The organism is Streptomyces sp. NPDC046870, from assembly GCF_040704595.1.
GTDB classification, from domain to species: domain Bacteria; phylum Actinomycetota; class Actinomycetes; order Streptomycetales; family Streptomycetaceae; genus Streptomyces; species Streptomyces argyrophylli.
In genome coordinates this window covers 522,376-548,001 of the sequence record NZ_JBEYXM010000001.1, presented here as the reverse complement: position 1 = coordinate 548,001, position 25,626 = coordinate 522,376, and the positions used below count along the sequence as shown (strand labels likewise).

Genomic DNA, 25,626 nt, shown 5'->3' with positions numbered 1-25,626 from the left:
GTTCTCCTCAGCTGAAGGCGGGGGTCAGGTACTGGTTGGCGGGGCGGGGGAGGCCGTAGCGCTCCCGGAGGGTCTGCCGGGGCCCGTACTCGGTGCGGAACAGACCGCGGGCGCGCAGGCGCGGTACGACGTGCTCGACGAAGGCGTCCAGGCCGGAGGGCAGCACGGCCGGCATGATGTTGAAGCCGTCGGCGGCGCCCCGCGTGAACCACGTCTCGATCCGGTCGGCGACCTGCTCCGGCGTCCCGGCGAAGGTGAGGTGTCCGCGCCCGCCGCCGAGCCGGCCGATGAGCTGACGGACGGTGAGCCGGTCGCGCCGGGCCAGCTCCACGACGAGCGTGTAGCGGCTCTTGGCGCCCTCGATGGCGGACTCGGGCGGCAGGTCGTCGGGCAGCGGGCCGTCCAGCTCCAGCGTGCCCGCCGGCAGACGCAGCAGGTTCTCCAGGCGGTCCACGCCGTGCTCGTACACGATGTGGTCCTCCAGCAGCCGCTCGGCGGCCCGCGCCTCGGCCTCCGTGGACCCGAGCACCGGGACGATCCCGGGCAGCACCTTCAGGTGCCCGGGGTCCCGGCCGGCCCGGGCGGCCCGGGACTTGAGGTCGGCGTAGAAGTCCTGGGCACCGGCGAGGGTCTGCTGGGCGGTGAACACCGCCTCGGCGTACCGGGCGGCGAAGGCCTTGCCGTCCTCCGAGGAACCGGCCTGGACCAGCAGCGGGTAGCCCTGCGGGGTGCGCGGCACGTTGAGGGGGCCGGCGACGCTGAAGTACGTCCCCCGGTGCCGGGGCGGGTGGATCTTGCTGTCGTCGCCCCAGACGCCGGCCGCCTTGTCGGCCACGATCGCGTCGTCCTCCCAGCTGTCCCACAGCTTGAGGGCCACGTCCAGGAACTCGGCGGCGCGCGCGTACCGCTCCGCGTGCGGGGGCTCGTCGGCGAGCCCGAAGTTGCGGGCGGCCTCCTTGCCGGCGGTGGTGACGATGTTCCAGCCGGCCCGGCCGCCGCTGACGATGTCCAGCGAGGCGAACCTGCGGGCCAGGTTGTACGGGGAGTTGTAGGAGGTGGACGCGGTGGCGATCAGGCCGATGTGCTCGGTGGCCGTCGCCAGCGCGGTCAGCAGGGTGAGCGGTTCCAGCGCGCCGGCCGGCCGCTGGGCGAGGTTGCTCCACAGCTGGGGGCCGTCGGCGAGGAAGAGCGAGTCGAAGGTGCCGCGTTCGGCGATCCGGGCGAGCCGGACGTAGTGGCTGAGCTCCACGTGGGCGTACGGGTCGCTCTCGGGCAGCCGCCAGGACGCCTCGTGGTGCCCGGTGTTCATCAGGAACGCGTTCAGGTGGAGCTGTCTCGCGGTCACCGGTGGTCCTCCGTGACGCCGAGGGCGGCCAGCAGCCGCTCGCGGTACTCGCCCAGCAGCGGCTCGCGGTACGAGCGCGGGTGGGGCCGGTCGATGGTCAGGTCGAGGCCGATGCGGCCCCGGTCCAGGACGAGGACCCGGTCGGCGAGCACGATCGCCTCGTCCACGTCGTGGGTGACGAGCAGGACGGACGGCCGGTGGCGCGTCCACAGCTCGCGCAGCAGCTGGTGCATCTTGATCCGGGTGAGCGCGTCCAGTGCCCCGAACGGCTCGTCCGCCAGCAGCAGTTCCGGCTCGCGGACCAGGGAGCGGGCCAGTGCCGCCCGCTGCGCCTCGCCGCCCGACAGCTCACCCGGCCAGGCCCGCTCCCGTCCCGCGAGGCCGACCTCCGCCAGGGCGGCCCGGCCGCGCTCCCCGGCGTCCTTGCCGTCCAGGCCGAGCAGGACGTTGTCCAGCACCCGCCGCCAGGGCAGCAGCCGCGAGTCCTGGAAGACGACCGACACCCGCTCGGGCGCGGTCAGCTGCCCGCCGCCGGCCACTCCGTGGTCCAGGCCGGCGATGGCCCGCAGCAGGGTCGACTTGCCGGAACCGCTGTGCCCGAGCAGGGCCGTGAACTGTCCGGCGGGCAGATCGAGGTCGATGCCCTCGAGGACGGTACGGCCCGCGAACGACCGGGTCAGGCCGCGCAGCCGCACGGCGGGCCGGGTCAGTTGCTCAGTGTGCGGCGCCATGACAGCACCCTCCGTTCGATCAGACGGACCACGCTGTCGGAGACCAGGCCGAAGACGCCGTAGATCAGCAGGCCGACCAGGATGACGTCGGACTGGCCGTAGTTCTGCGCCTGGAACATCAGGTAGCCGAGCCCGCTGGTGGCGTTGATCTGCTCCAGGACCACCAGTCCCAGCCAGGAGCCGGTGACGCCGAGCCGGAGTCCCACGAAGAATCCGGGCAGTGCGCCGGGGATCACCACCTGGCGGACGAAGGCGAGCCGTGACAGGCCCTGCACCTCGGCGAGTTCGACGAAGCGGCTGTCGATGCCGGACAGCGCGGCGTGCGTGTTCAGGTAGACCGGGACGTAGACGACGATCGCGATGATGGCGATCTTGAAGGTCTCGCCGATGCCCAGCCAGAGGATGAACAGCGGGATCAGACCGAGGGTGGGGATCGCCCGGTTGAGCTGTACGGTCCCGTCGATCAGCGCCTCCCCGGCCCGGCTCAGGCCGGAGGCGAGGGCGAGCAGCACCCCGGCGCTCAGGCCGATCGCGAAGCCGTAGCCGGCCCGCTCCAGGGAGGTCAGCACGTCGGTGGGCAGGGTGCCGTCGGTCCACAGGTGGCCGGCGGTGCGCAGGACGGTCCAGGGCGCGGGGATCGCCCCCGTGTCCAGCGTTCCGGCGGCCGAGGCGGCGGCCCACGCGGCGAGCAGCACCAGCGGGCCGATGAGCCGGGCGGCCGGCAGCCGGCGTCCGGGGGAGAGCCGGCGGCGCCGGCGGACCTGGGGGAGGTCCCCGGCGGCGGTCCGGGGAACGGCGGTCGTCGTGGTCACGGCGGTCACCTCCGGTACTCCTCGGGTACGGCCTTGGCGGCGAGGGACTCGAAGCGGTGGTCGAACAGCGAGGACACGTCGAACTTCTTCACGAAGCCGCCCTCGGCGAGCAGGTCGGCGGTCTCCTGCTCCCACCTGATCGCCTCGTCCCAGCTGGGCGGGAACAGCGGCTTGTTGGCCAGGGCGGCGATGCCCCGCGCCTGGGCGAGGGTCAGGTTCTGCGTCTTGACGTAGAACTCCTCGTTCCAGACGTCCGGGTGCTCGTACTGCCACACCTGGCCCTTGGCCCACTGCGGGATGTAGGCGGCGATCGCGGCGGCCTTCGCCGGGTCGTCCAGCACGGACCGCGGCGCCCACAGCAGGTTGAGCAGGTCGACGACGTCGGTGGGGATGGAGCGGGCGCCCTTGGAGGAGTACTGCTTCAGGTAGGCGGGCGCCTGGTTGATGGCGAGCGGGGCCACGTCCACCTGCCCGGACTGCAGGGCGGTGAGGAACTGGTTGCTCGTCAGCGGGACCAGCTTCACCTCGTCGTAGCCGAGGCCCGCCTTCTTCAGCGCCCGCAGCAGCACGACACCCTGGGCCTGCCCCTGCGAGAAGGCGAGCTTCTTGCCCTTGAAGTCCCCGACCGCGCGGATGTCGCTGCCGGGCCTGGTGGCGAAGAGGTAGTTGGGCTTGCGGGTGATGTCGATCGCCACGATCTTCGCGTCGAAGCCCTGGTAGTGGGCCTGGATCGGCGGGATGCCCGCGTTGTTGGCCAGGTCCAGGGAACGGGCGCGGAACGCGTTGATCACGTCCGGGCCCGCGCCGATGTTCAGCCAGTCGGCCACCTTGAACGGCAGTTCGGGCAGCTTCGCCAGCCTGAACTGGAGTTGCTGCTGGCCCAGGTAGGAGGCGATCTTCAGGCTGGTGCTGGCCGGGACCTTGTCGGCGAGCGGCTCGGTGGCGGCACCACGGGTGTCGGCGGCGGCGTTGCCGTGCGCGCAGCCGGACAGCCCGGCGACGGCGGCGGACGCGCCGAACACGGAGGTGAGAAAGGCACGACGGTGCATGGGAGGACTCCCAGGAGAAAAAGAAGAGAAAAGCAGGAGGAATTCCGGGAGAAGCAGGCCGGAGGAAGAGGACTCACGCAGCGGGAAACACGCGCTTCATGCGCGGCAACATGTCAGCAACAGAGGGTGCGACAGCTCGTGAGAGGGCTCATGACCAGGATGTTCCCGGCCATGCTCGACCCGTGTCAACATTCCGAGTTTCTGAATTAAATACCCTCAGGTGACGCACCCAGCGGATCCCGGAACAACGCGTCCAGTACGACGGACCCGCCCGCCAGCGCCAGCACGGAATCCGGGAAACTCGTCGGGAGGACGGCGGCGGATCGCTCCGTGCCGACCGCGTCCCGGAGTGCCTCGAGGCACCCCTCGACATGCATGACACCCACCTCGGTGACGACGACCGTCTCCGGGTTCAGCACGTCCAGCAGCAACCCGGCCGCCCGCCCCGTCGCCCGCGCCCGCTCCACCAGCAGCCGCCGGGCCACCGGGTCCCCGGCCGCCGCCGCGGCCACCACACGCATCGGGTTGGCCGGATCGGCCACCCCGGCCGCCCGCGCCCGCCGGCACAACGTCCGCTCGCCCAGCTCCACCTGGAGGCAGCCGGTACGGCCGCACGCGCACGGCTCGGTGCCGCCCGGCACCGGCAGGTGGGCGATCGCGCCGGCCGCGGACCGGGGGCCGTAGTGCACCTCGTCATGGGTGGCGAAGGCGGCGTCGACCACGTTGCCGACGAACAGGTGCAGCACGCTCCGGCTGCCCCGGGCCCGTCCGAACAGCCGCTCCCCGTGCACCAGCGCCCGCGCGTGCCCGTCCACCTGGACCGGCAGCCCGGTGCGGGCGCGCAGCAGCTCCCGCACCGGCACGTCCCGCCAGCCCAGCAGCTCGTGCTCGACCACGGTGCCCGTCTCCCGGTCCACCCAGCCGCCGACCGCCAGCCCGACCCCGAGCGGGCGCCGGCCCGGCATCCTGGCCAGCAGCCCCGCGAGCCCCTCGGCGGCCCGCGCCACCACCCAGGCCGGGTCGGTCCGTTCGTGCCGCAGCTCCCGCCGGGCCACCACGCGGCCCCGCAGGTCCAGCAGCGCCACCGTGGTGTACGGCACGGCCACGTGCACCCCGGCGACCAGGAAACGGGTGTCGTCGAGGTCGACGGGCACGTGCGGCCGGCCGACCCCGTTCGAGCGGCGGGGCGCGGCCGACTCCCGGATCAGGCCCCGCTCGGCGAGCCGGGCGCAGTGCTCGGTCACCGACGCCGGGGACAGCCCGGTCAGCCGGGCGATGGTGCTGCGCGCCACCGGGCCGTGCTCCAGCACGGAGCGCAGCACGACGCTGGCGCTGGTGCGCCGCCGGTCGCTGTCGGCGGCACGCGGCACGGGCGAGGGCAGGGTGGGAACGGCGGTACGGGGCATGGAGGACCGTCCTCGGGAGCGGGGCCGACACGTCTCGGAGGCTCGGAGGGGGTGAGGCGTGCCGGACGGCCCGCCCCTATCCCGGACGGCGACAGGTGGCCGTGCCCTGGCGTCGCAGATCGACATAGCGACGCGAGGTGAGATAACGGGCCTGGGCAACCATGGCTGAAGGGTAGGGCAGGCAGCGGGACTCCGACCAGACGACCGGCGTCCGTTTGGTGAGACCGCACAGTTTCGTCAGCACGGGCTTCACGTGAGCGAAACGTCCCTGCCTCCGTGATCAGGGTCACGCCTCGGACGGTGTAGCCGGCACTCTTTGTCCGGAGCCCACGAAGCTCTCGTTCCGCCCTTTGTCGGGCGCTGACGGTGATCGTCCACGGCTCGCTCGGATAGCGTCACCCTGTCCCAGCATGTCCCCGTCACCCGCGGAGTCCCCATGAGCACCGCCACCGCCACCGCCCGCCCCGGCGCCGTCCTCGCCGACCTGCTGCCCGCGTCCCGCGTCCGTGACGTCGCCCTCGTCGTCGGCGGCGCGGTGCTCACCGGTCTCGCGGCCCAGCTGTCCGTGCCGGTGCCCGGATCCCCGGTGCCGGTGACCGGCCAGACCTTCGCCGCGCTGCTCGTCGGCACCACGCTCGGGGCCCGCCGCGGCTTCCTCTCCCTCGCGCTGTACGCGGTCGCCGGTGTGGCGGGCGTGCCGTGGTTCGCGCAGGGCACCTCCGGCGCGGGCATGGTCTCCTTCGGCTACGTGCTCGGCATGGTGCTCGCCTCCGCGCTCGTCGGCGCCCTGGCCCGCCGCGGTGCCGACCGCTCCGCGCTGCGCACGGCCGGCACGATGATCCTCGGCGAGGCCGTCGTCTACGCGGTCGGCGTTCCCTACCTGGCCCTGGCCGCCCACCTGTCCGCGTCCCAGGCCGTCGCGGCCGGCCTCACCCCGTTCCTGATCGGTGACGCCCTCAAGGCCGCCCTGGCGATGGGCGTGCTGCCCACCGCCTGGAAGCTGGTCGACAAGCGCTGACGCCGCGATTCCCGCGGAAGAGGCCCGCCCGGGTCGAAGGTCTCCTTCACCCGGGCGGGCCTCTTCCGCGTCCCGGCGTCGTACACCCCCGCGATCCGGTCGCCCGCGCCGAAGGCCAAGTCGAGCGACCGGCCGAGCGCGCCGTCGGCCGGCGGCGCGACCACCGGGTCCGGCACGGCCCGCGCCCGCCGACGGCCCCCGACGGTCGGCACCCGCACCGGGAACCGCCCCTCCCGGTGGGGCATCGCCTCCGGCGCCGACCCGCACCCACCAGGTCCGCTGCCGCCCCGGCCCGCTCGACGTCCGGCTCGGGCGCGTCCGAGCGGCGCCCGGCGCAGGTCAGGGCCGGAGTGCGGGGAGACCCGGCGGAGCGTGCCGTCGGCGGTGACGAGCTCCGGCGACCGCGCGTGGCCGGCCGCGTACCCGGACCCCCGGGCCGGGAAGCCGAGCCCGCCGCCCAGGCGCCCGTGTGCGTCACGGAACGCGGCAAGGCCGCATGACCTGACAGCCTCCGTCAGGTCATGCGGCCATGTGGTAAGGCCGTGCAGGGCCGGATCAGCCGACGGACACCTTGTCGGCCGGGGCCTCGGCGGCGGGGGCCGGGCGGCCGGCCCGGATCCGCTCCTTCACCACGGCGATCACCAGCACGACCGCCGCGACCAGCAGCGACAGCAGCACGGTCTCGCGGCCGTCGTGCTTCGTGTCCGTCAGCATGTAGCCGAGCACGAACACGATCAGCGCGGCCGTCGCCCAGGTCAGGTACGGGTACAGCCACATCCGCACGACCAGCTTCTCCGGCGCCTCGCGCTGGATGATCTTCCGCATCCGCAGCTGCGAGAAGCAGATGACCAGCCACACGAACAGGGCCACCGCTCCGGAGGAGTTGACGAGGAAGAGGAAGATCTTGTCCGGGGACAGGTAGTTGAAGAAGACGGCGACGAAGCCGAACACCACGGACGCGAGGATCGCCGCCATCGGCACGCCGCGGCTGTTGACCCGCGCGAACGCCTTCGGCGCGTCGCCCCGCTCGCCGAGCGAGAAGGCCATGCGGGAGGCCGTGTACAGGCCGGAGTTCAGACAGGACAGCACCGACGTCAGCACGATGAAGTTCATGATCTGACCGGCGTGCGCGATGCCCAGCGAGTTCAGCGCGGCGACGTAGGAGCCGTCCTTCGCGATGGACGCGTCGTCCCACGGCAGCAGCGAGACCACGACCAGGATCGAGCCCAGGTAGAAGACGCCGATCCGCCAGATGATGCTGTTGGTGGACTTGGTGACCGCGCGCTGCGGGTCCTCGGACTCGCCGGCCGCCAGCGTGGCGATCTCGCTGCCCATGAAGGAGAAGACGACCAGCAGCACACCGGTGAGGATCGAGCCCGGACCGTGCGGCAGGAACCCGCCGTGCGAGGTCAGGTTGCCGAAGCTCGCCTGGTCGGCGTGCACGCCCGGCAGGACGCCGAAGATGGCCAGCAGGCCGACGACGATGAACGCGCCGATCGCCACGACCTTGATGCCGGCGAACCAGAACTCGAACTCGCCGTAGGAGCCGACGGAGACCAGGTTGGTCGCGGTCAGCACGGTCATCACGATGAGCGCCCAAGCCCACTGCGGGACGGCCGGGACCCAGCCTTCGAGGATCTGGGCACCGGCGGTCGCCTCGACGGCGAGCACGACGACCCAGAAGAACCAGTAGAGCCAGCCGATGGAGAACCCGGCCCAGCGGCCCAGCGCGCGGTCGGCGTGCGCCGAGAACGAGCCGGAGGTGGGGTTGGCGGCGGACATCTCGCCGAGCATGCGCATCACGAGGACGACGAGCGTGCCGACGAGGGCGTACGACAGGAGGATGCCCGGTCCCGCGGTGGCGATACCGGCTTTGGAACCGACGAAAAGGCCGGCTCCGATGACGCCACCGATCGCGATCATCGAAAGGTGGCGGTTTTTCAGTCCTGCTTGGAGGCCCGAACCAGGGGTCATGGACGGATTTCCTTTGCGCCAGGTAGAGCTGCCCGTACGAGCGGTGTACGAGTCGGTCCAGTGAATCCGAGGTGAACGAATTCGGGAACCTCTGAATCCGTATCGTTACTTGAGGTTCCCTTGAGGATCTATGGTCTGCCTCACATGCGCTGCCCCGGATACCCGGCGACACCCTGGGGCTGCTGCCCCGATGGGGGCGTGTCACACTCGTGGCATGCGCGTGTATCTCGGCTCCGACCATGCGGGCTACGAACTCAAGAACCACCTCGTCGAGTGGCTGAAGGCCGCCGGCCACGAGCCCGTCGACTGCGGGCCGCACATCTACGACGCCCAGGACGACTACCCGCCCTTCTGCCTCCGTGCCGCGGCGCGGACGGCCGCGGACCCGGACGCCCTCGGCATCGTCATCGGCGGCTCCGGCAACGGCGAGCAGATCGCCGCGAACAAGGTGAAGGGCGTGCGCGCGGCGCTGGCCTGGAGCGAGGAGACGGCCACGCTCGGCCGGCAGCACAACAACGCCAACGTGGTGGCCGTGGGTGCGCGCATGCACAGCACGGAGGAGGCGACCAAGTTCGTCGAGGTCTTCCTCAACACCCCGTTCTCCGGTGACGAGCGTCACATCCGCCGCATCGACATGCTGTCGGCGTACGAGACCACGGGCGACCTCCCGCCGATCCCGGCGCACCACCCGCAGCAGGACTGAGCCCTCCAGGGGGCGGGAAGGAACAGGGACCCGTGCCAGAGGGGCACACGATCCACCGGCTGGCCCAGGACTACGCCGAGCGCTTCTCGGGACGGGCCGTCCGCGTCACCAGCCCCCAGGGCAAGTTCTCCGACGCCGCCGCCCTCCTGGACGGCAGCGAGCTGACCGCCACGGAAGCCCACGGCAAGCACCTCTTCCTGGGCTTCCGGGACGGCGACTGGGTCCACATCCACCTCGGCCTCTTCGGCAAGGTCGGTTTCGGGGACGCCCCGGCGCCCCCGCCGGCCGACACCGTCCGGCTCCGGCTCGCCGACGACACCTCGTACGTCGATCTGCGCGGCCCCACCACCTGCGCCCTGATCACGGACGCCGAGAAGCGGGCGGTCCACGACCGGCTCGGCCCCGACCCGCTGCGCGCGGACGCCGACCCGGCCGCGGCCCACCGCCGGATCTCCCGCAGCCGTACGACGATCGCCGCGCTGCTCATGGACCAGAGGATCGTGGCCGGCGTCGGCAACGTCTACCGCGCCGAGGTGCTGTTCCGGCACGGTATCGACCCCTACCGCGCGGGCCGGGACATCACCCCGGCCGAGTGGGACGCGATCTGGGCCGACCTGGTCGCGCTGATGCGGGAGGGCGTCCGCGACAACCGCATCGACACCGTCCGCCCGGAGCACACCCCGCAGGCCATGGGCCGCCCGCCCCGCGTCGACGACCACGGCGGCGAGGTGTACGTCTACCGCCGGGCGAACCTGCCCTGCCACGTCTGCGGCGGCGAGGTCCGCACCGCCGACCTCGCCGCCCGCAACCTCTTCTGGTGCCCGACCTGCCAGAAACGCTGACCGGCCCGCCGGAAGCGCCGGCCTAGAACCCGTGGGGCAGCCACGGGGCCACCGGTGCGCCGAACGCCACCGACGCCTCGGCCAGCGCTCCCGGCCGCAGCTCCCGCACCCGCCCGGCCGCCGCCAGCGACAGCAGGGTCACCCCGCCCAGATACGCCGCGCCCAGCTCACGCTCGGACAGCGCGAGGTCGGCCGCGTCCGCCGTCCGCTCGCAGGACGCGCCCTTCGGGTCGCCGGTCAGCCGCCAACGCCCCGCGTTCCAGGGGCAGAAGGCGTCCTCGACCTCGAACACGACGTCGACGGGCGTCAGATACGTACGGGCCGACAGGGCCGCCCCCACGTCCACCAGCCGGACGTACCCGGCGTCCCGTGTCGTCGGCAGGCAGCGGCGCAGGTCGGAGACCATGTACTGCCAGGCGTCGTCGACCGGCCGCCCCCGCATCTTCAGCGTCGTCATCAGGTCGATGCCGAACAGGAAACGCCACAGCGCCGCCTCGCTCGCCGGATCGAGCGCGGCCAGGTCCTGCAGCGTCACCGTGCCGTCGTGGCCGCTCCGCCCCCAGCCCATCTTCGTGCGGAAGCGCGCGTACCCGGTGATCTCGCCGTCCCGCTCGGCGACCACGCACTGCAGCGCCGACGCGCCCTCCCGCTCGCTCTCCGGGTCGAGCAGCGCCGTCCGCTCCCAGCCGGGCTGCCGCGCCAGCATGCCCGGGCGCCGGGGCACCAGGGCCGCGTACACCGCCTCGCACTCCGCGAGGACGTCGGCGGGCGCCGCGTAGCGCACGCGCACCGCGTCGGTGCCCTCGGGCACCGCCAGGGTCACCCGGCCGGTGTCGATCTCGGCGATGAGCTGGCAGGTCGCCGCGCCGAAGCCGAAACGGCCGTAGATCGCGGGCTCGGAGGCGAACAGCGCCGCCAGCGGCTCGCCCTTGGCACGCGCGTCGTCCAGCAGCCGGCGCATCATCGACGTCAGCACCCCGCGCCGCCGGTGCGTCGCGGCCACGCTGACCATCGTCACGCCCGCGGTGGGCACCACCGCCCCGCCCGGCACGGTCATCCGGAAGCTGAACGCCCCGGACGTGCCGACGAGCGCGTCCCCGTCCCAGGCGGCCAGGGAACGGTCGAACTCGGTGAGCGACTTGTCCAGTTCGCGTTCCTCGGCGGACATCGGCCCGCCGCCGAACGCGCGGACCAGGTGCTCCCACCACCGGTCGAACTCCTCCTGGCGCAGCGTCTTCAACTCGGTCCCGCTCTCAGTCCCCATGCGCCATGCCTATCAGGGCGAAGGGGGGCGAGCCAGTGATTTTCGACCCCGGGCCGGGCCGCCGGAACCCGGCCGAGGAGCGGCGAAGTGGAATCCCACAGGGGGACAAGTGGGACCTCCCGTGCCAAGCAGCCGGTCCGCTGGATAGGGTCGCGAACTGATGGCAGCAGGACGACAGCGGCGCGCGAAGGCCGAGACGTTGACGGCCCGGTGGAAGATGCAGTGGCACCGGGCCCGCGTCGGCCTGCGCAGAAGTGCCGTGGACTACTTCCGCGGGGACGGCTCCGACTGGATCGCCTTCGCCGGACTGCTCCTGATGGTCCCGGTCCTCGCGACCATGACCCTCCTCGACTCCGTGTGGTGCTCCCCGGCCACCCTGGTGCTGCCGATCGTCGCCGGCGGCCTGCTGCTGCGCCCGGCGAGCCTGCTCGGCCTGTACGCGGCGGCGGCCACCGCGCTGATCGTGGAGTCGGTCCGCCTCGGCCCGTACACCGAGGGCCCCTCCCGGGTCACCCCGGGCGTGGTCCTGGTGGTGGCCGCCTGCGGCTTCTTCGGACTGCTGACCGCGCAGTTCCGCAGCCGGGTCGGCGTGCCCTGGCGGCGCGGCGGCACCATGCTGTTCGACCTGCGCGAGCGCATCCGGGTGCAGAGCAAGCTGCCGAAGCTGCCGCAGGGCTGGCACCACGAGATGGCCCTGCGCCCGGCGGGCGGCCAGTCCTTCTCCGGTGACTTCGTCGTCGCCGCCCGCACGAACGGCGGCCGGACGCTGGAGGTCGTGCTCACCGACGTGTCCGGCAAGGGCATGGACGCGGGCTCGCGCGCCCTGCTGCTGTCCGGCGCCTTCGGCGGCCTGCTGGGCTCCCTCCCGCCGCACGCCTTCCTCCCGGCCGCCAACGGCTACCTCCTGCGCCAGGAGTGGGAGGAGGGCTTCGCCACCTCCATCCACCTGGTCCTGGACCTGGACTCCGGGGACTACGAGCTGTACTCCGCCGGACACCCCCCGGGGCTCCAGCTCAGCGCGGGCAGCGGACGCTGGGAGGAGAAGGCCGCCGAGGGGCCGCTGCTCGGGGTGTACGACGGCGCGCAGTTCGACCCCGTGAAGGGCTCGCTGCGCCCCGGGGACGTCCTGATGCTGTTCACCGACGGACTGGTGGAGACCTCCGACCGGGACATCGTGGAGGGCATCGACCGGCTCACCGGCGAGGCCGACCGCTATGTGGCCGGCGGCTTCCACGGCGCCGCCTGGCACCTCATCGAGGCGGTCGCCAAGGACGTCAACGACGACCGCGCCCTGCTCCTCATCTGCCGCCAGCCGACGGCGAACGGCCGCTGACCCGCGCTCGCCGGGCCGCGGCCGTTCCCGGTGGCGGGCGCCGGGTGCGGTGCGGGGGGACACTGGTGCCATGACGCAGCTCACGCTCGCGGAGGTCGAGGCCGTCGCGCGGGCCGCCCACGAGGGGCAGACCGACAAGGCGGGGCAGCCGTACGCCGGACACCTCGCGGCCGTCGCCCGGGGAGTGCGGGAGCGCGGCGGTGACCCGGAGCAGATCGCGGCGGCCTGGCTGCACGACTCCGTCGAGGACGACGCGCTCAGCCGGGAGTGGCTGGCCGGCGCCGCCCTCACCCCGCGCACCAAGGCCATCGTGGACGCCCTCACCAAGCGTCCCGGGGAGGAACTGGAGGCGTACACGCGCCGCATCCTCGACACGCCGGGCGCGCTGCTGGTGAAGGAGGCCGACCTCGCGCACAACGCCGACCCGGGCCGGCTCGCCGCGCTCGACGAGCCGACCCGGGAACGGCTGGCCGAGAAGTACGCCAGGACGCGCGCGCTTCTCGGCCTGGAAGCCTGAGCGGGGTTCCCGAGGGGGAGCGGGACCGGCTAGACGCCGACCGTCTCCCGCGGCTTGTGCCGTTCGCGGGCCACCTCGGCCGCGTCCTGCCGGAACGCCCACTCCATCTTCGGCTCCATCGCGAAGCGGAAGACGCGCTGCACCGGCCTGGTGCACAGCACCGTCACGGCGGCGGCCGCGAGGACGGTGACGACGACCGTGCCCAGGGCGCCGTACCGCTCGGCGAGGTCGAACCCGCCCGCGTAGAGCGTGCTCTTGACCACGAAACCGTGGAGCAGGTAGCCGTACAGCGTGCCCGCGCCGAGCGCGGTGAACCACGTGCGGCGGCCCGGCACCCAGGCCAGGAAGCAGGCGGTCAGCAGCAACGCGCAGCCGAACATGGCCAGCGTCATCAGCGGCCCGGTCCACCAGGGCGCACCGATGTCCTGCGCCGAGCTCTGCCGGTAGAACCATCCGCCGTCCACACGCGGCACGGACCACCAGCCGACGGCCAGGGCCGCGGCGAACACCGGTACGGACAGCACCCGCACCGCGGGCCGGCGTATCAGCGTGAAGTGCTCGGGCTTCAGCAGCAGCCCGAGGACGAAGCAGGGCAGGAACTGCAGGACCCGGCCGAGGTCCAGGTTGTCGTCGAGGCCCGGGGTGACCGATCCGACCATGGCGATGCCCAGCGCGAGGGGCAGCGGCCGGCGGACCAGCTTCCACAGGGGGGTGGTCAGGCGCCAGATGAACAGCGCGCACAGGAACCAGGTCAGGTAGTACGGGGAGACGAGACTGATCGGGTCGTCGGCGTGGCCCGCGTAGCGCCGGAACAGCGAATAGGCGATCTGGAACAGCAGGTACGGGACGGCTATGCCGGTGACCAGCCGCTTCAGCCGGTCCGGGCGCATGTCGAAACTGCGGGAGAAGTAGCCGGAGATGACGATGAACGCCGGCATGTGGAAGGTGTACACGACGTTGTACAGGCCTTCGAGGACCCGGTTGTCGGTCTTGATCGCCGACCAGGAGTGCCCCAGTGCCACCAGCACGATCGCCAGGTACTTGGCGTTGTCGAAGAACGCGTCGCGCTGCCTGCCGGGTCTGTCGGTCCGCGACTGCTCCCGCGCGCTCGTCGGGGTGGGCCGGTCGGGCAGCCCACGCACCGGCGGCTGTGCCGGGGGGAGCGGCCTGCGGCTGTGGCCGGGGGACGTTGCGGCGTCGAACATCTCAGGCACCCTAGCGTCGGCTGTGGGATTCCGTAAAACCCGCACTGTCATTCCTGGTTATCCCGCCCGGGTACCCCGTAATTCGCCGAACTTGCCATCCTGGTCGACGTGATGATGGGCACACAGGTGTCGTCCGTTCGCCCCGGATGTACCGATTAATACAGACTAATTCGGGCATACGGCCCTCTGTGTCCCGTACGCGGATTCCTCTTCCCGTGCATTGCGTGGTTATTGAAACGAAGTCCCGTGAATTCGTGTGGATTTCGTGACCGCGTCGCCGGTCGCATTCCTGTGCGAGGTGTCCCGCGCGTGTGTGTCCGTCCGGCGTTGCGTCAGGACCCGCATAAGGGGGGCGTGTTGGTGGCACGATGGTTCTGGCGGGGGTGCGCGGGCCGTACCTCCGGGCCGGGAGAGCGGACCGACCGAGGGTGTGATCAGTTGTGGCCATTTCACTGTCTGTGGTGCTGCTGTTGGCGATCATCCTGGTGGTGTTGATCCGAGGGGGGAACATCAAGGCCGGCCCGGCCATCGTCGCCATCCTCTTCGGTTTCTTCCTCGCCTCGACCGGCATGGCGCCGTCGATCAACCGGTTCCTGAACTCGATAGCGGAGTCCATCAACTCGATCAGGTTCTGACCCGGGGAGCCGGGGCCCGGACGACGGCCGGCAACCCGCGTCCGGCCGCACGGCCGCACCCGGAAGGACGGTGCCCTCTTCGTCCGGGCGGGCCGCGCCCCGCCGCCCGCGATCCGCACCTCTCCACGGGGCCCTCGCCCCGGCGCCGCTCCGGATCGCGGTGCGGGCGGAGACCCGGTCAAGGTCGGCACCCCGTCCGCCGTCCCGCCCCGCTCCTGCCCGGCCCCTGTGGGGCGGGGGCGCGCCGGACCGGACCGCCCCTGGTACGACCGAAGGCCCAGGTCAGAGGGAAACACCCTCTCACCTGGGCCTTCGGCATCCAGAGCGGGCGACGGGAATCGAACCCGCGTAGCTAGTTTGGAAGACTAGGGCTCTACCATTGAGCTACGCCCGCAGCAGTGCGCCGCAGGTCGGCGACCGCGGCACTGAAGGCATCGTAGCGGGTCGCCCGCCGCCGAGGCCACCGAGTCGGCCGCGCCGCACCGCGCGTCCCGCCCGGAGAATGCGGCCGACGGACCGGGTCCGGCCATGTACCCTACGTGTCGCACCAGACGGGGTGTGGCGCAGCTTGGTAGCGCGTCCGCTTTGGGAGCGGAAGGCCGTGGGTTCAAATCCCGCCACCCCGACCACCGGCTCGGGACGTCCGGCTCAGTGACGTCCCGATGATCGCCTTTTGGGGCGCCGACCGGCTGCGGTTACTATGCAAGCTGCGCGCCCGTGTGTCCCGGCCCTCACGGCCTACGAACTCCTCCGGGCGGCGAAATCCGCCGGACCCATCGGGCTCCGGCAGAACCCGAGAAGTCAGCCACAAGGAGACCGAACCGTGAAGAGCGCCGTGGAGACCCTGAACCCGACCCGGGTTCGGCTCACTGTCGAGGTGCCCTTCGAGGAGCTCAAGGACAGCCTCGACGCGGCGTACAAGAAGATCAACCAGCAGGTCACGGTGAAGGGCTTCCGCAAGGGCAAGATCCCGGCCCGCGTGATCGACCAGCGGTTCGGCCGCGGTGCGGTGCTGGAGGAGGCCGTCAACGACGCGCTGCCCAAGTTCTACACCGAGGCGGTCAACGAGGCCGAGCTGAGCCCGCTGGGCCAGCCCGAGGTCGACATCACCGAGCTGAAGGACGGCGAGACGCTGAACTTCACCGCCGAGGTCGACGTCCGCCCCGCCCTGGAGATCCCGGACTACTCCGGTATCGAGGTCGAGGTCGACGCCGTCGAGGTGACGGACGAGGACATCGAGAAGTCCGTGGAGCAGCTCCGTGAGCGCTTCGCGTCGACCTCCCCGGTCGAGCGCGCCGCCGAGGACGGCGACGTCGTCACCATCGACCTGGAGGCCAAGGTCGACGGCGAGGTGCTGGAGGACGGCATCGCCAACGGCGTCTCCTACACCATCGGCTCCGGAGAGCTGCTTGACGGCATCGACGACGCCGTCAAGGGCCTGTCCGCCGGTGAGGAGGCCACCTTCACCTCCGAGCTGAAGGGCGGCTCCGCCGCGGGCAAGGAGGCCGAGGTCACCGTCAAGGTCACCCAGGTCGCCGCCCGCGAACTGCCCGAGCTGGACGACGAGTTCGCTCAGCTGGCCTCCGAGTTCGACACCCTGGAGGAGCTGAAGGCGGACAGCCGCAAGCGCCTCGCCAACATGAAGCAGTTCGACCAGGCCACGCAGGCCCAGGAGCGCGTCCTGGAGAAGCTGCTGGAGCTGGTGGAGGTCCCCGTCCCCGAGAAGCTCCTCGAGGACGAGATCAACACCCGCAAGCACAACCTGGAGCACCACCAGCTCGCCCAGATGGGCCTCACCCTCGACAAGTACCTGGAGATCCAGGGCAAGACCGCCGAGGAGTTCGAGACCGAGACCCGCGAGGCCGCGGTCAAGGGCATCAAGACCCAGTTCGTCCTGGACGAGCTGGTCAAGAAGGAGAACCTCAACGTCAACCAGGAGGAGCTCACCGAGCACCTCATGCGGCGTGCGGCCTCCTCCGGCATGTCCCCCGACCAGTTCGCCCAGGCCGTCGTCGAGGGCGGCCAGGTGCCGCTCCTGGTCGGCGAGGTCGCCCGCGGCAAGGCCCTGGCCGTCGTGGTCGAGTCCGCCACGGTGAAGGACACCAACGGCGAGATCGTCGACCTGGACGACGAGGAGGAGACCGAGGAGGCGCCGGCCACGGCCGAGGCCACCGAGGCGTCCGACTCCGCCGAGGAGAAGGCCGAGGGCTGAGCGGTCCCGCGGCGCCTGTGAGGCACGCACGACGGGCCCTGGGGGCTTCCCCCGGGGCCCGTCGCCTTCTCCCGGACCTCCCGGACCCTTCCCCCGCCGCCTGCCCCGGCACGGCCGTGACGGGCGTTCCCCGGCGCCCCCGCCGAGCGACCTGCGCTCACAGCGAACAGCTCACTTACCGGGATTCCCCGGAGGGAACGTCGCGTTAGGGTCCATGAAAGGCAGAACAATGAGACGGCCCGGCGCCGTCGTAAGACGAGCAGGTGGATACGTGACGAATCTGATGCCCTCCGCCGCCGGCGAGCCTTCCATCGGTGGTGGCCTCGGCGACCAGGTCTACAACCGGCTGCTCAACGAGCGGATCATCTTCCTCGGCCAGCAGGTTGACGACGACATCGCCAACAAGATCACCGCGCAGCTGCTGCTCCTTGCCGCCGACCCGGACAAGGACATCTACCTCTACATCAACAGCCCGGGCGGCTCGGTCACGGCCGGCATGGCGATCTACGACACCATGCAGTACATCCCGAACGACGTGGTGACGATCGCCATGGGCATGGCCGCCTCGATGGGCCAGTTCCTGCTGACCGGCGGCGCGGCCGGCAAGCGCTTCGCCCTGCCGCACGCGGACATCATGATGCACCAGGGCTCCGCGGGTCTCGGCGGTACGGTCTCGGACATCAAGATCCAGGCCGAGTACCTGATGCGCACCAAGAAGCGCATGTCGGAGCTCACCGCCCTCCACTCGGGCCAGACGGTCGAGGCGATCATCCGCGACGGTGACCGCGACCGCTGGTTCACCCCGGAGGAGGCCAAGGAGTACGGTCTCATTGACGAGATCATCACGCACGCCTCGGGTGTTCCGGGAGGCGGCGGCACCGGTGCCTGACCGGTCCGGCCACGCCACGCACCGCCGAGACACCAGCCCCCCGAACGCCACCAGGACGGTGAACCCCATGAGCAACTTCCCCGGCGCCGCCAGCGGCATGTACGAAGGGCCCCGCCCCGACAGCCGCTACGTCATCCCGCGCTTCGTCGAGCGCACCTCCCAGGGCATCCGCGAGTACGACCCGTACGCGAAGCTCTTCGAGGAGCGCGTGATCTTCCTGGGCGTCCAGATCGACGACGCCTCCGCCAACGACGTCATGGCGCAGCTGCTGTGCCTGGAGTCGATGGACCCGGACCGGGACATCTCGATCTACATCAACAGCCCCGGTGGCGACATGACCGCCCTCACGGCGATCTACGACACGATGCAGTTCGTGAAGCCCGACATCCAGACGGTCTGCATGGGCCAGGCGGCCTCCGCCGCGGCCATCCTGCTCGCCGCCGGCACCCCCGGCAAGCGCATGGCGCTGCCGAACTCCCGGGTGCTGATCCACCAGCCGGCCGGCTCCACCGGCCGCGGCCAGCTCTCCGACCTGGAGATCATCGCCAACGAGTTCACCCGGATGCGTGAGCAGCTGGAGAACATGCTGGCCAAGCACTCGAACCGGCCGATCGAGCAGGTCCGCGAGGACATCGAGCGGGACAAGATCCTCACGGCCGAGGAGGCGCTGGAGTACGGCCTCGTCGACCAGATCATCTCCACCCGCAAGCTGAACAACAGCGCGGTCCGCTGACAGCGCAACCACGCACGTCCGGCCCCTCTTGGCACGGTGCACGTCAAAGTGAACCCTGCCAAGGGGGGCCCGAACACCGGGCCCGGCAAGGTACCGTCGGACATAAGGCAGCACCAGGAGCCGCTGGACTCATAGCGTCCAGGCGTCTCCCAGGCGAAGGGGAAGCACACCGTGGCACGCATCGGTGACGGCGGCGATCTGCTCAAGTGCTCGTTCTGCGGCAAGAGCCAGAAGCAGGTCAAGAAGCTCATCGCAGGGCCCGGTGTGTACATCTGCGACGAGTGCATCGATCTCTGCAACGAGATCATCGAGGAAGAGCTCGCGGAGACCAGCGAGGTGCGCTGGGAGGAACTGCCCAAGCCCCGCGAGATCTACGAGTTCCTCGAGGGCTACGTGGTCGGCCAGGAGGCCGCCAAGAAGGCGCTCTCCGTCGCGGTGTACAACCACTACAAGCGGGTCCAGGCGGGCGAGAACGGCGGCGCGAGCGGCCGTGACGACGCCATCGAGCTGGCGAAGTCCAACATCCTGCTGCTGGGCCCCACGGGCTCCGGCAAGACGCTCCTCGCGCAGACGCTGGCGCGCATGCTGAACGTCCCGTTCGCGATCGCCGACGCCACGGCGCTGACCGAGGCGGGCTACGTGGGCGAGGACGTCGAGAACATCCTCCTCAAGCTCATCCAGGCGGCCGACTACGACGTCAAGAAGGCCGAGACCGGGATCATCTACATCGACGAGATCGACAAGGTCGCGCGCAAGAGCGAGAACCCGTCGATCACCCGCGACGTGTCGGGCGAGGGTGTCCAGCAGGCCCTGCTGAAGATCCTGGAGGGCACCACGGCCTCGGTCCCGCCGCAGGGCGGCCGCAAGCACCCCCACCAGGAGTTCATCCAGATCGACACGACGAACGTCCTGTTCATCGTGGGCGGCGCCTTCGCGGGCCTGGAGAAGATCATCGAGGCACGCGCCGGCGCGAAGGGCATCGGCTTCGGCGCCACGATCCTCTCCAAGCGCGAGCTGGAGGCCAAGGACGTCTTCGAGGACGTCATGCCGGAGGACCTGGTCAAGTTCGGCATGATCCCCGAGTTCATCGGCCGCCTGCCGGTGATCACGTCGGTCCACAACCTGGACCGCGAAGCGCTCCTGAAGATCCTGGTCGAGCCCCGCAACGCGCTCGTCAAGCAGTACCAGCGCCTGTTCGAACTCGACGGCGTGGAGCTGGACTTCGAGCGGGAGGCGCTGGAGGCCATCGCCGACCAGGCCATCCTCCGCCAGACCGGCGCCCGCGGCCTGCGCGCCATCATGGAGGAGGTCCTCCAGGGCGTGATGTACGAGGTCCCGTCCCGCAAGGACGTCGCCCGCGTCGTCATCACCGCCGACGTGGTCCTCTCCAACGTCAACCCCACCCTGATCCCGAGGGACGCCCGGGGACGGGGCTCGGGGGAGCAGAAGACGGCGTAACCGCGGCCGTCACGCACACGAGGCACAGAGGAGGGGCCCCGGTCGACCGACCGGGGCCCCTCCTCATGCCGCCACGGAAAGCGTCAGCTCTTGACGCGCACCTGGCTGCGGAACTTCGCGGTCAGCTCGGCGTCCGTCGCCGGGTCGCTGCCCCGGCCCGCCGCGAGGTTGGCGAAGTCCATCGGCATGACCATGCCTATGGTGCTGTGGTCGCCCCAGACGCAGATCGTGAGCGTCACGTCCTTCGGTCCGCCGCTGCCCGCGCCGGTGGGGGCCGTGGCCTGCTGGCACTTGAGGACCGCGCCGTCGAGCCCGGCCGGGTTGTACGCCTTCGGCTCGCCCTTCAGGGCGACGTCCTTGCTGTCGCTGTCCTTCTGGGACTCGGACTTGAACCAGGCGAACATCGCGTCGACGGTCTTCTCGGGGTCGTCGATGGTGCCGTAGACACCGCCGAAGTTGATCCCCTTCTTGCTCAGCGGATTGTCCGGGTCCCCCGCCTCGTACGCTGCGCTGACGTCCTTGGGGTCGTGCACACCCCACTTCTCGGCGTCCTTGAGGTCGCTGGCCGTCATGGTGTCGCTGTCGCCCTTGGACTTCTTGTACTCGGACAGCACCGTCGCCGGAGTCGTCAGCTTGTGGGGGCCGTCGTCCGCGACGCTGCCGCCGCCGCTGCCGCTCAGCAGGAAGTACGCGCCCACCGCCACGGCCGCCACCACGGCCACCGCGCCGATGACCAGGCCCGTCTTCTTCTTGCCCCCGCCCGGCTGCGGCGCCTGCGGCGTGCCGTACGGCTGCGGCTGCCCGTAGGGGCCGGGCTGCTGCGGCGCGCCCTGCTGCGGGTAGCCGTATCCCGGCTGCGGCGCCGGAGGGGTCTGCTGGGGGTAGCCGTAGCCGGGCTGGGGAGCCTGCGGCGGCTGGCCGTAGGGGCCCGGCTGGCCGTACGGCCCAGGCTGCCCCTGCTGGCCGTACGGACCCGGCTGCTGGGGCGGCTGGCCGTACGGGCCCGGCTGGTTGTTGCTCATTCCTGGGTTCCCCTCCAGAAGCTTATGTGTTCCTGACATCCTGGCCCAGGCCCGGGAACAGCACGGCACCGGGGGCCGCACCGTTACAGAACAAAGGCGTTTCGGGACCACCCCGTGACACCTCTAAACTGACCCCCGTGACCGAGAACGCTCAGCAGCAGCCACCCGCGCCCGACACCGAACTGCCGACCCAGTACGCGCCGGCCGATGTAGAGGGGCCGCTGTACGAGCGCTGGGTAGAGCGGGGCTACTTCGAGGCGGACGCCAAGAGCGACAAGCCGCCGTACACGATCGTCATCCCGCCGCCGAACGTCACCGGTTCGCTCCACCTGGGCCACGCCTTCCAGCACACGCTGATGGACGCCCTCACCCGCCGTAAGCGCATGCAGGGCCACGAGGCGCTGTGGCTGCCCGGCATGGACCACGCCGGCATCGCCACCCAGAACAAGGTCGAGCAGCAACTCGCCGAGGAGGGCAAGTCCCGCCAGGACCTGGGCCGCGAGGAGTTCGTCGAGCGAGTCTGGCAGTGGAAGGAGGAGTACGGCGGCAGGATCCTCGGCCAGATGCGCCGCCTCGGCGACGGCGTCGACTGGTCGCGCGAGCGCTTCACCATGGACGAGGGCCTGTCCAAGGCGGTCCAGACCATCTTCAAGAAGCTCTACGACGACGAGCTGATCTACCGCGCCGAGCGCATCATCAACTGGTGCCCGCGCTGTCTGACGGCCATCTCGGACATCGAGGTGGAGTACCAGGAGGACGACGGCGAGCTGGTCTCCATCAGGTACGGCGAGGGGGACGAGACGCTGGTCGTCGCCACCACCCGCGCCGAGACCATGCTGGGCGACACCGCCGTGGCGGTCCACCCGGACGACGAGCGGTACAAGCACCTGGTCGGCAAGCACATCAAGCTGCCGCTGACCGACCGCAGCATCCCCGTCGTCGCGGACACCCACGTCGACCCCGAGTTCGGTACCGGCGCCGTCAAGGTGACCCCGGCCCACGACCCCAACGACTTCGCGATCGGCCAGCGCCACGGCCTGGAGTCGATCACGGTCATGGACGAGCGGGCGGTCATCACCGTCCACGGTCCCTTCCAGGGCCTGGACCGCTTCGAGGCGCGCTCCGCGATCGTCGCCGCGCTGCGCTCGCAGGGCCGGATCGTCGCCGAGAAGCGGCCGTACGTGCACAGCGTCGGCCACTGCTCACGGTGCAGCACCACGATCGAGCCGCGCCTGTCCATGCAGTGGTGGGTCAAGGTCGGCCCGCTGGCCAAGGCCGCCGGTGACGCGGTCCGCGACGGCAGGGTGAGGATCCACCCCGAGGACATGTCGAAGCGGTACTTCGACTGGGTCGACAACATGCACGACTGGTGCATCTCGCGCCAGCTGTGGTGGGGTCACCGCATCCCGGTCTGGTACGGCCCGCAGGGCGAGGTCGTCTGCGTCGGCCCCGACGAGGAGCCGCCCGCCGGCGAGGGCTGGCACCAGGACACCGACGTCCTCGACACCTGGTTCTCCTCCGGCCTGTGGCCGTTCTCCACGCTGGGCTGGCCCGAACGGACCGACGACCTGCGGAAGTTCTACTCGACCGACGTCCTGCTCACCGGGCACGACATCATCTTCTTCTGGGTCGCGAGGATGATGATGTTCGGCCTCTACGCGATGGACGGCGAGGTTCCCTTCAAGACGATCGCGCTGACCGGTCTGGTCCGCGACGAGCGCGGCAAGAAGATGTCGAAGTCCTTCGGCAACGTCGTCGACCCGCTGGACTGGATGGACACGTACGGCTCCGACGCCGTCCGCTTCACCCTGGCCCGCGGCGCCAACCCCGGCACCGACGTCCCGATCGGCGAGGACTGGGTCCAGGCCTCCCGCAACTTCGCCAACAAGATCTGGAACGCGACCCGCTTCGCGCTGATGAACGGCGCGACGGTCGACGGCCCGCTGCCCGCTGCGGAGCGGCTGTCCGCCACCGACCGGTGGATCCTGTCGCGCCTCAACAAGACCGTCGCCGACGTCGACGCGTTCTACGAGGACTACCAGTTCGCGAAGCTCAGCGACGCCCTGTACCACTTCGCGTGGGACGAGGTCTTCGACTGGTACGTCGAGCTGTCCAAGACGGTCTTCCAGGCGGGCGGCGAGCCGGCCGAGGTCTCCAAGCGCGTCCTCGGCGAGGTCCTGGACGTCACCCTCAGGCTGCTGCACCCGGTGGTCCCGTTCGTCACGGAGACCCTCTGGACGACGCTGACCGGCGGCGAGTCGATCGTCATCGCCGACTGGCCGACCGACAGCGGCTTCCGCGACGCGGCGGCCGAGCAGGAGATCGCCACCCTCCAGTCGGTCATCACCGAGGTCCGCCGCTTCCGCGCCGACCAGGGCCTCCAGCCCGGTCAGCGGGTCCCGGCCCGGCTGACGCTCGACGGCACGGCCCTCGCCCCGCACGAGGCCGCCATCCGCCAGCTGCTCCGCCTCCAGCCGGAGGGCGAGGGCTTCACGGCCACGGCGACCCTGCCGGTGGCGGGCGCCGAGGTGGCCCTCGACCTGTCCGGCACGATCGACGTCGCCGCGGAGCGCAAGCGCCTGGCCAAGGACCTGGCCGCCGCGGAGAAGGAGAAGGCCCAGGCCACGGCCAAGCTCGGCAACGAGGCGTTCCTGGCCAAGGCCCCGGAGAACGTGGTGGACAAGATCCGCACGCGCCTGGCCAAGGCGGACGAGGACATCGCCCGCATCACCGCCCAGCTGGAGAAGCTGCCGCAGGCGTAGCGGGGTGTACGCGGGTGAAGGCCCCGGTGCTGCACGGCACCGGGGCCTTCGCCGTGCCCCGTCAGGGGCGCGGGTCCGTACCGGTGCGCGGCTCAGCCGCGCGGGCCCCACCGGCCGAGGGCGTCCCGCGGCCGGCCGACAAGACAAGCCATCCCATACCGGCGCCGCGCCGCGGGCATCCGCTCCGTAGACTGGGCCCCGTGAGCGAAGCGCCCGGCACCAGCGACACCCCCGACCCCCTCGACTCCTTCGACGAGATCATCGAAGCCGAGACCACCCGCGACCCCGACCTCGCGGTCATCGAGGCCGGCAGCCGCACCCTGCGCACCCAGGGCGGCCCTCCGCAGGCGGACGTACCCGCCCGGCCCGAGGACCCCGAGGTCGACAGGGCCCTGCGTGAGGTCGAGGCGGAGCTGGCCACCCGCTGGGGCGAGACCAAGCTGGAGCCCTCGGTCAGCCGCATCGCCGCGCTGATGGACGTGCTGGGCGAGCCCCAGCGGTCGTACCCCTCGATCCACATCACGGGCACCAACGGCAAGACCTCCACCGCCCGCATGATCGAGGCGCTGCTCGGCGCCTTCGAGCTGCGCACCGGCCGCTACACCAGCCCGCACGTGCAGTCGATCACCGAGCGGATCAGCCTGGACGGCGCCCCGATCACCGCCGAGCGGTTCGTCGAGACGTACCAGGACATCAAGCCGTACGTCGAGATGGTGGACGGGCAGCAGGAGTACCGGCTGTCCTTCTTCGAGGTGCTCACCGGCATGGCGTACGCGGCCTTCGCGGACGCCCCCGTGGACGTCGCCGTCGTCGAGGTCGGCATGGGCGGTTCCTGGGACGCCACCAACGTGATCGACGGTGACGTCGCCGTCGTCACCCCCATCGACCTCGACCACACCGACCGGCTCGGCGAGACGCACGCGGAGATCGCCGGCGAGAAGAGCGGCATCATCAAGCAGGACGCCACCGTCATCCTGGCCCAGCAGCCGGTGGACGCGGCGCAGGTGCTGCTGAAGAAGGCCGTCGAGGCCGACGCCACCGTGGCCCGCGAAGGGCTGGAGTTCGGGGTCGTCGCCCGCCAGGTCGCCGTCGGCGGGCAGCTGCTCACGCTGCGCGGCCTCGGCGGCGAGTACCCCGAGGTCTACCTGCCGCTGCACGGCGCCCACCAGGCGCACAACGCGGCCGTCGCGCTCGCCGCCGTGGAGGCGTTCTTCGGCGTGGGCGCGCAGCGCGCCGAGCCGCTGGACATCGACACCGTGCGCAAGGCGTTCGCGGCCGTGTCGTCCCCGGGCCGGCTGGAGATCGTACGGCGCTCTCCCACCGTCGTGCTGGACGCCGCGCACAACCCGGCGGGCGCCGAGGCCACCGCGGAGGCCGTGCGGGAGGCGTTCGACTTCACCCGGCTGATCGGGGTCGTCGGCGCGAGCGGCGACAAGAACGTGCGCGGGCTGCTGGAGGCCTTCGAGCCGATCTTCGCGGAGGTCGTCGTCACGCAGAACTCCAGCCACCGTGCCATGGACGCGGACGAGCTGGCCGCGATCGCCGTCGAGGTGTTCGGCGACGAGCGCGTGCAGGTCGAGCCGCGGCTGCCGGACGCCCTGGAGGCCGCGATCACGCTGGCCGAGGAGGAGGGCGAGTTCGCGGGCGGCGGTGTGCTGGTGACCGGTTCCGTCATCACGGTCGGCGAGGCCCGGCTGCTGCTCGGGAAGGGCTGAG

The 25,626-nt window shown here is 71.2% G+C and carries 21 protein-coding genes and 2 tRNA genes; 13 read left to right on the top strand and 10 right to left on the bottom strand.

Features of this window, described 5'->3' with window-relative positions:
• Nucleotides 1–7: 7 nt before the first annotated feature.
• The 5 genes from AB0946_RS02440 to AB0946_RS02420 all read right to left on the bottom strand — a co-directional run bounded on the left by AB0946_RS02440 (nt 8) and on the right by AB0946_RS02420 (nt 5,343).
• The gene (locus AB0946_RS02440; RefSeq protein WP_366758767.1) at nt 8–1,345 is read right to left on the bottom strand and encodes an LLM class flavin-dependent oxidoreductase; all 1,338 of its coding nucleotides are present in this window, start codon (nt 1,343–1,345) and stop codon (nt 8–10) included.
• Nucleotides 1,342–2,076 (bottom strand): ABC transporter ATP-binding protein, encoded by a 735-nt coding sequence (locus AB0946_RS02435; RefSeq protein WP_366758766.1) that lies wholly within the window; start codon nt 2,074–2,076, stop codon nt 1,342–1,344. The genes AB0946_RS02440 and AB0946_RS02435 overlap by 4 nt, the downstream gene beginning before the upstream one ends.
• The gene (locus AB0946_RS02430) at nt 2,052–2,897 is read right to left on the bottom strand and encodes an ABC transporter permease (RefSeq protein WP_366758765.1); all 846 of its coding nucleotides are present in this window, start codon (nt 2,895–2,897) and stop codon (nt 2,052–2,054) included. Before AB0946_RS02430 ends, AB0946_RS02435 begins: the two co-directional genes overlap by 25 nt.
• On the bottom strand, nt 2,894–3,937 hold the full coding sequence (locus AB0946_RS02425; protein ID WP_366758764.1) for an ABC transporter substrate-binding protein: 1,044 nt from the start codon (nt 3,935–3,937) through the stop codon (nt 2,894–2,896). The genes AB0946_RS02430 and AB0946_RS02425 overlap by 4 nt, the downstream gene beginning before the upstream one ends.
• Nucleotides 3,938–4,143: 206 nt before the next feature.
• Nucleotides 4,144–5,343 (bottom strand): ROK family transcriptional regulator, encoded by a 1,200-nt coding sequence (locus tag AB0946_RS02420; RefSeq protein WP_366758763.1) that lies wholly within the window; start codon nt 5,341–5,343, stop codon nt 4,144–4,146.
• Between the two features lie 436 nt (nt 5,344–5,779).
• Here AB0946_RS02420 and AB0946_RS02415 point away from each other — a divergent pair, with 436 nt between their 5' ends.
• Complete coding sequence (locus AB0946_RS02415; protein ID WP_366758762.1) at nt 5,780–6,361, top strand: biotin transporter BioY; 582 nt, start codon at nt 5,780–5,782, stop codon at nt 6,359–6,361.
• Nucleotides 6,362–6,916: 555 nt separating this feature from the next.
• Here the strand turns inward: AB0946_RS02415 and AB0946_RS02410 are convergent.
• Nucleotides 6,917–8,335 (bottom strand): amino acid permease, encoded by a 1,419-nt coding sequence (locus AB0946_RS02410; protein WP_366758761.1) that lies wholly within the window; start codon nt 8,333–8,335, stop codon nt 6,917–6,919.
• Nucleotides 8,336–8,549: 214 nt separating this feature from the next.
• Between AB0946_RS02410 and AB0946_RS02405 the strand changes: the two genes are divergently transcribed.
• A complete protein-coding gene (locus AB0946_RS02405) occupies nt 8,550–9,038 on the top strand; it encodes a ribose-5-phosphate isomerase (protein WP_014672723.1) in 489 nt (162 codons plus the stop codon).
• Nucleotides 9,039–9,070: 32 nt separating this feature from the next.
• Nucleotides 9,071–9,880 (top strand): DNA-formamidopyrimidine glycosylase family protein, encoded by an 810-nt coding sequence (locus tag AB0946_RS02400; protein WP_366758760.1) that lies wholly within the window; start codon nt 9,071–9,073, stop codon nt 9,878–9,880.
• A 22-nt stretch (nt 9,881–9,902) separates the two neighbouring features.
• Here AB0946_RS02400 and AB0946_RS02395 read toward each other — a convergent pair whose 3' ends face one another.
• Entirely contained in the window at nt 9,903–11,144 is a 1,242-nt protein-coding gene (locus AB0946_RS02395) for a GNAT family N-acetyltransferase (RefSeq protein WP_366758759.1), read from the bottom strand.
• A gap of 160 nt (nt 11,145–11,304) precedes the next feature.
• On the opposite strand from AB0946_RS02395, the gene AB0946_RS02390 reads away from it, so the two are divergent.
• Entirely contained in the window at nt 11,305–12,477 is a 1,173-nt protein-coding gene (locus AB0946_RS02390) for a PP2C family protein-serine/threonine phosphatase (protein ID WP_171156339.1), read from the top strand.
• Nucleotides 12,478–12,547: 70 nt separating this feature from the next.
• The gene (locus tag AB0946_RS02385; RefSeq protein WP_366758758.1) at nt 12,548–12,994 is read left to right on the top strand and encodes an HD domain-containing protein; all 447 of its coding nucleotides are present in this window, start codon (nt 12,548–12,550) and stop codon (nt 12,992–12,994) included.
• Nucleotides 12,995–13,023: 29 nt separating this feature from the next.
• On the opposite strand, the gene AB0946_RS02380 is transcribed toward AB0946_RS02385, so the two are convergent.
• A complete protein-coding gene (locus AB0946_RS02380; RefSeq protein ID WP_366758757.1) occupies nt 13,024–14,199 on the bottom strand; it encodes an acyltransferase family protein in 1,176 nt (391 codons plus the stop codon).
• Nucleotides 14,200–14,639: 440 nt separating this feature from the next.
• On the opposite strand from AB0946_RS02380, the gene AB0946_RS02375 reads away from it, so the two are divergent.
• Entirely contained in the window at nt 14,640–14,834 is a 195-nt protein-coding gene (locus AB0946_RS02375) for a hypothetical protein (RefSeq protein ID WP_030648672.1), read from the top strand.
• 323 nt (nt 14,835–15,157) lie between these two features.
• Here AB0946_RS02375 and AB0946_RS02370 read toward each other — a convergent pair.
• Nucleotides 15,158–15,228: transfer RNA gene (locus AB0946_RS02370), tRNA-Gly, on the bottom strand.
• Between the two features lie 158 nt (nt 15,229–15,386).
• Here AB0946_RS02370 and AB0946_RS02365 point away from each other — a divergent pair.
• The 5 genes from AB0946_RS02365 (at nt 15,387) to clpX (ending at nt 20,126) form a co-directional block, all read left to right on the top strand.
• Nucleotides 15,387–15,463, top strand: a tRNA-Pro gene (locus AB0946_RS02365).
• A 194-nt stretch (nt 15,464–15,657) separates the two neighbouring features.
• Nucleotides 15,658–17,046 (top strand): trigger factor, encoded by a 1,389-nt coding sequence (gene tig / locus AB0946_RS02360; protein ID WP_366758756.1) that lies wholly within the window; start codon nt 15,658–15,660, stop codon nt 17,044–17,046.
• A gap of 283 nt (nt 17,047–17,329) precedes the next feature.
• Nucleotides 17,330–17,935 carry an ATP-dependent Clp protease proteolytic subunit gene (locus AB0946_RS02355; RefSeq protein ID WP_051009690.1) on the top strand — a complete coding sequence of 202 codons (606 nt, stop codon included), beginning with the start codon at nt 17,330–17,332 and terminating at the stop codon, nt 17,933–17,935.
• Nucleotides 17,936–18,002: 67 nt separating this feature from the next.
• A complete protein-coding gene (locus AB0946_RS02350) occupies nt 18,003–18,668 on the top strand; it encodes an ATP-dependent Clp protease proteolytic subunit (protein ID WP_030648613.1) in 666 nt (221 codons plus the stop codon).
• A 171-nt stretch (nt 18,669–18,839) separates the two neighbouring features.
• Nucleotides 18,840–20,126 (top strand): ATP-dependent Clp protease ATP-binding subunit ClpX, encoded by a 1,287-nt coding sequence (gene clpX, locus AB0946_RS02345; protein ID WP_014672712.1) that lies wholly within the window; start codon nt 18,840–18,842, stop codon nt 20,124–20,126.
• A gap of 83 nt (nt 20,127–20,209) precedes the next feature.
• Here clpX and AB0946_RS02340 read toward each other — a convergent pair whose 3' ends face one another.
• Nucleotides 20,210–21,148 (bottom strand): hypothetical protein, encoded by a 939-nt coding sequence (locus AB0946_RS02340; protein WP_366758755.1) that lies wholly within the window; start codon nt 21,146–21,148, stop codon nt 20,210–20,212.
• A 137-nt stretch (nt 21,149–21,285) separates the two neighbouring features.
• Between AB0946_RS02340 and AB0946_RS02335 the strand changes: the two genes are divergently transcribed.
• Complete coding sequence (locus AB0946_RS02335) at nt 21,286–23,910, top strand: valine--tRNA ligase (RefSeq protein WP_366758754.1); 2,625 nt, start codon at nt 21,286–21,288, stop codon at nt 23,908–23,910.
• Nucleotides 23,911–24,110: 200 nt separating this feature from the next.
• Nucleotides 24,111–25,625, top strand: coding sequence for a folylpolyglutamate synthase/dihydrofolate synthase family protein (locus tag AB0946_RS02330; RefSeq protein ID WP_366758753.1), 1,515 nt, complete (start codon nt 24,111–24,113; stop codon nt 25,623–25,625).
• The last annotated feature ends 1 nt before the right edge of the window (nt 25,626 follow it).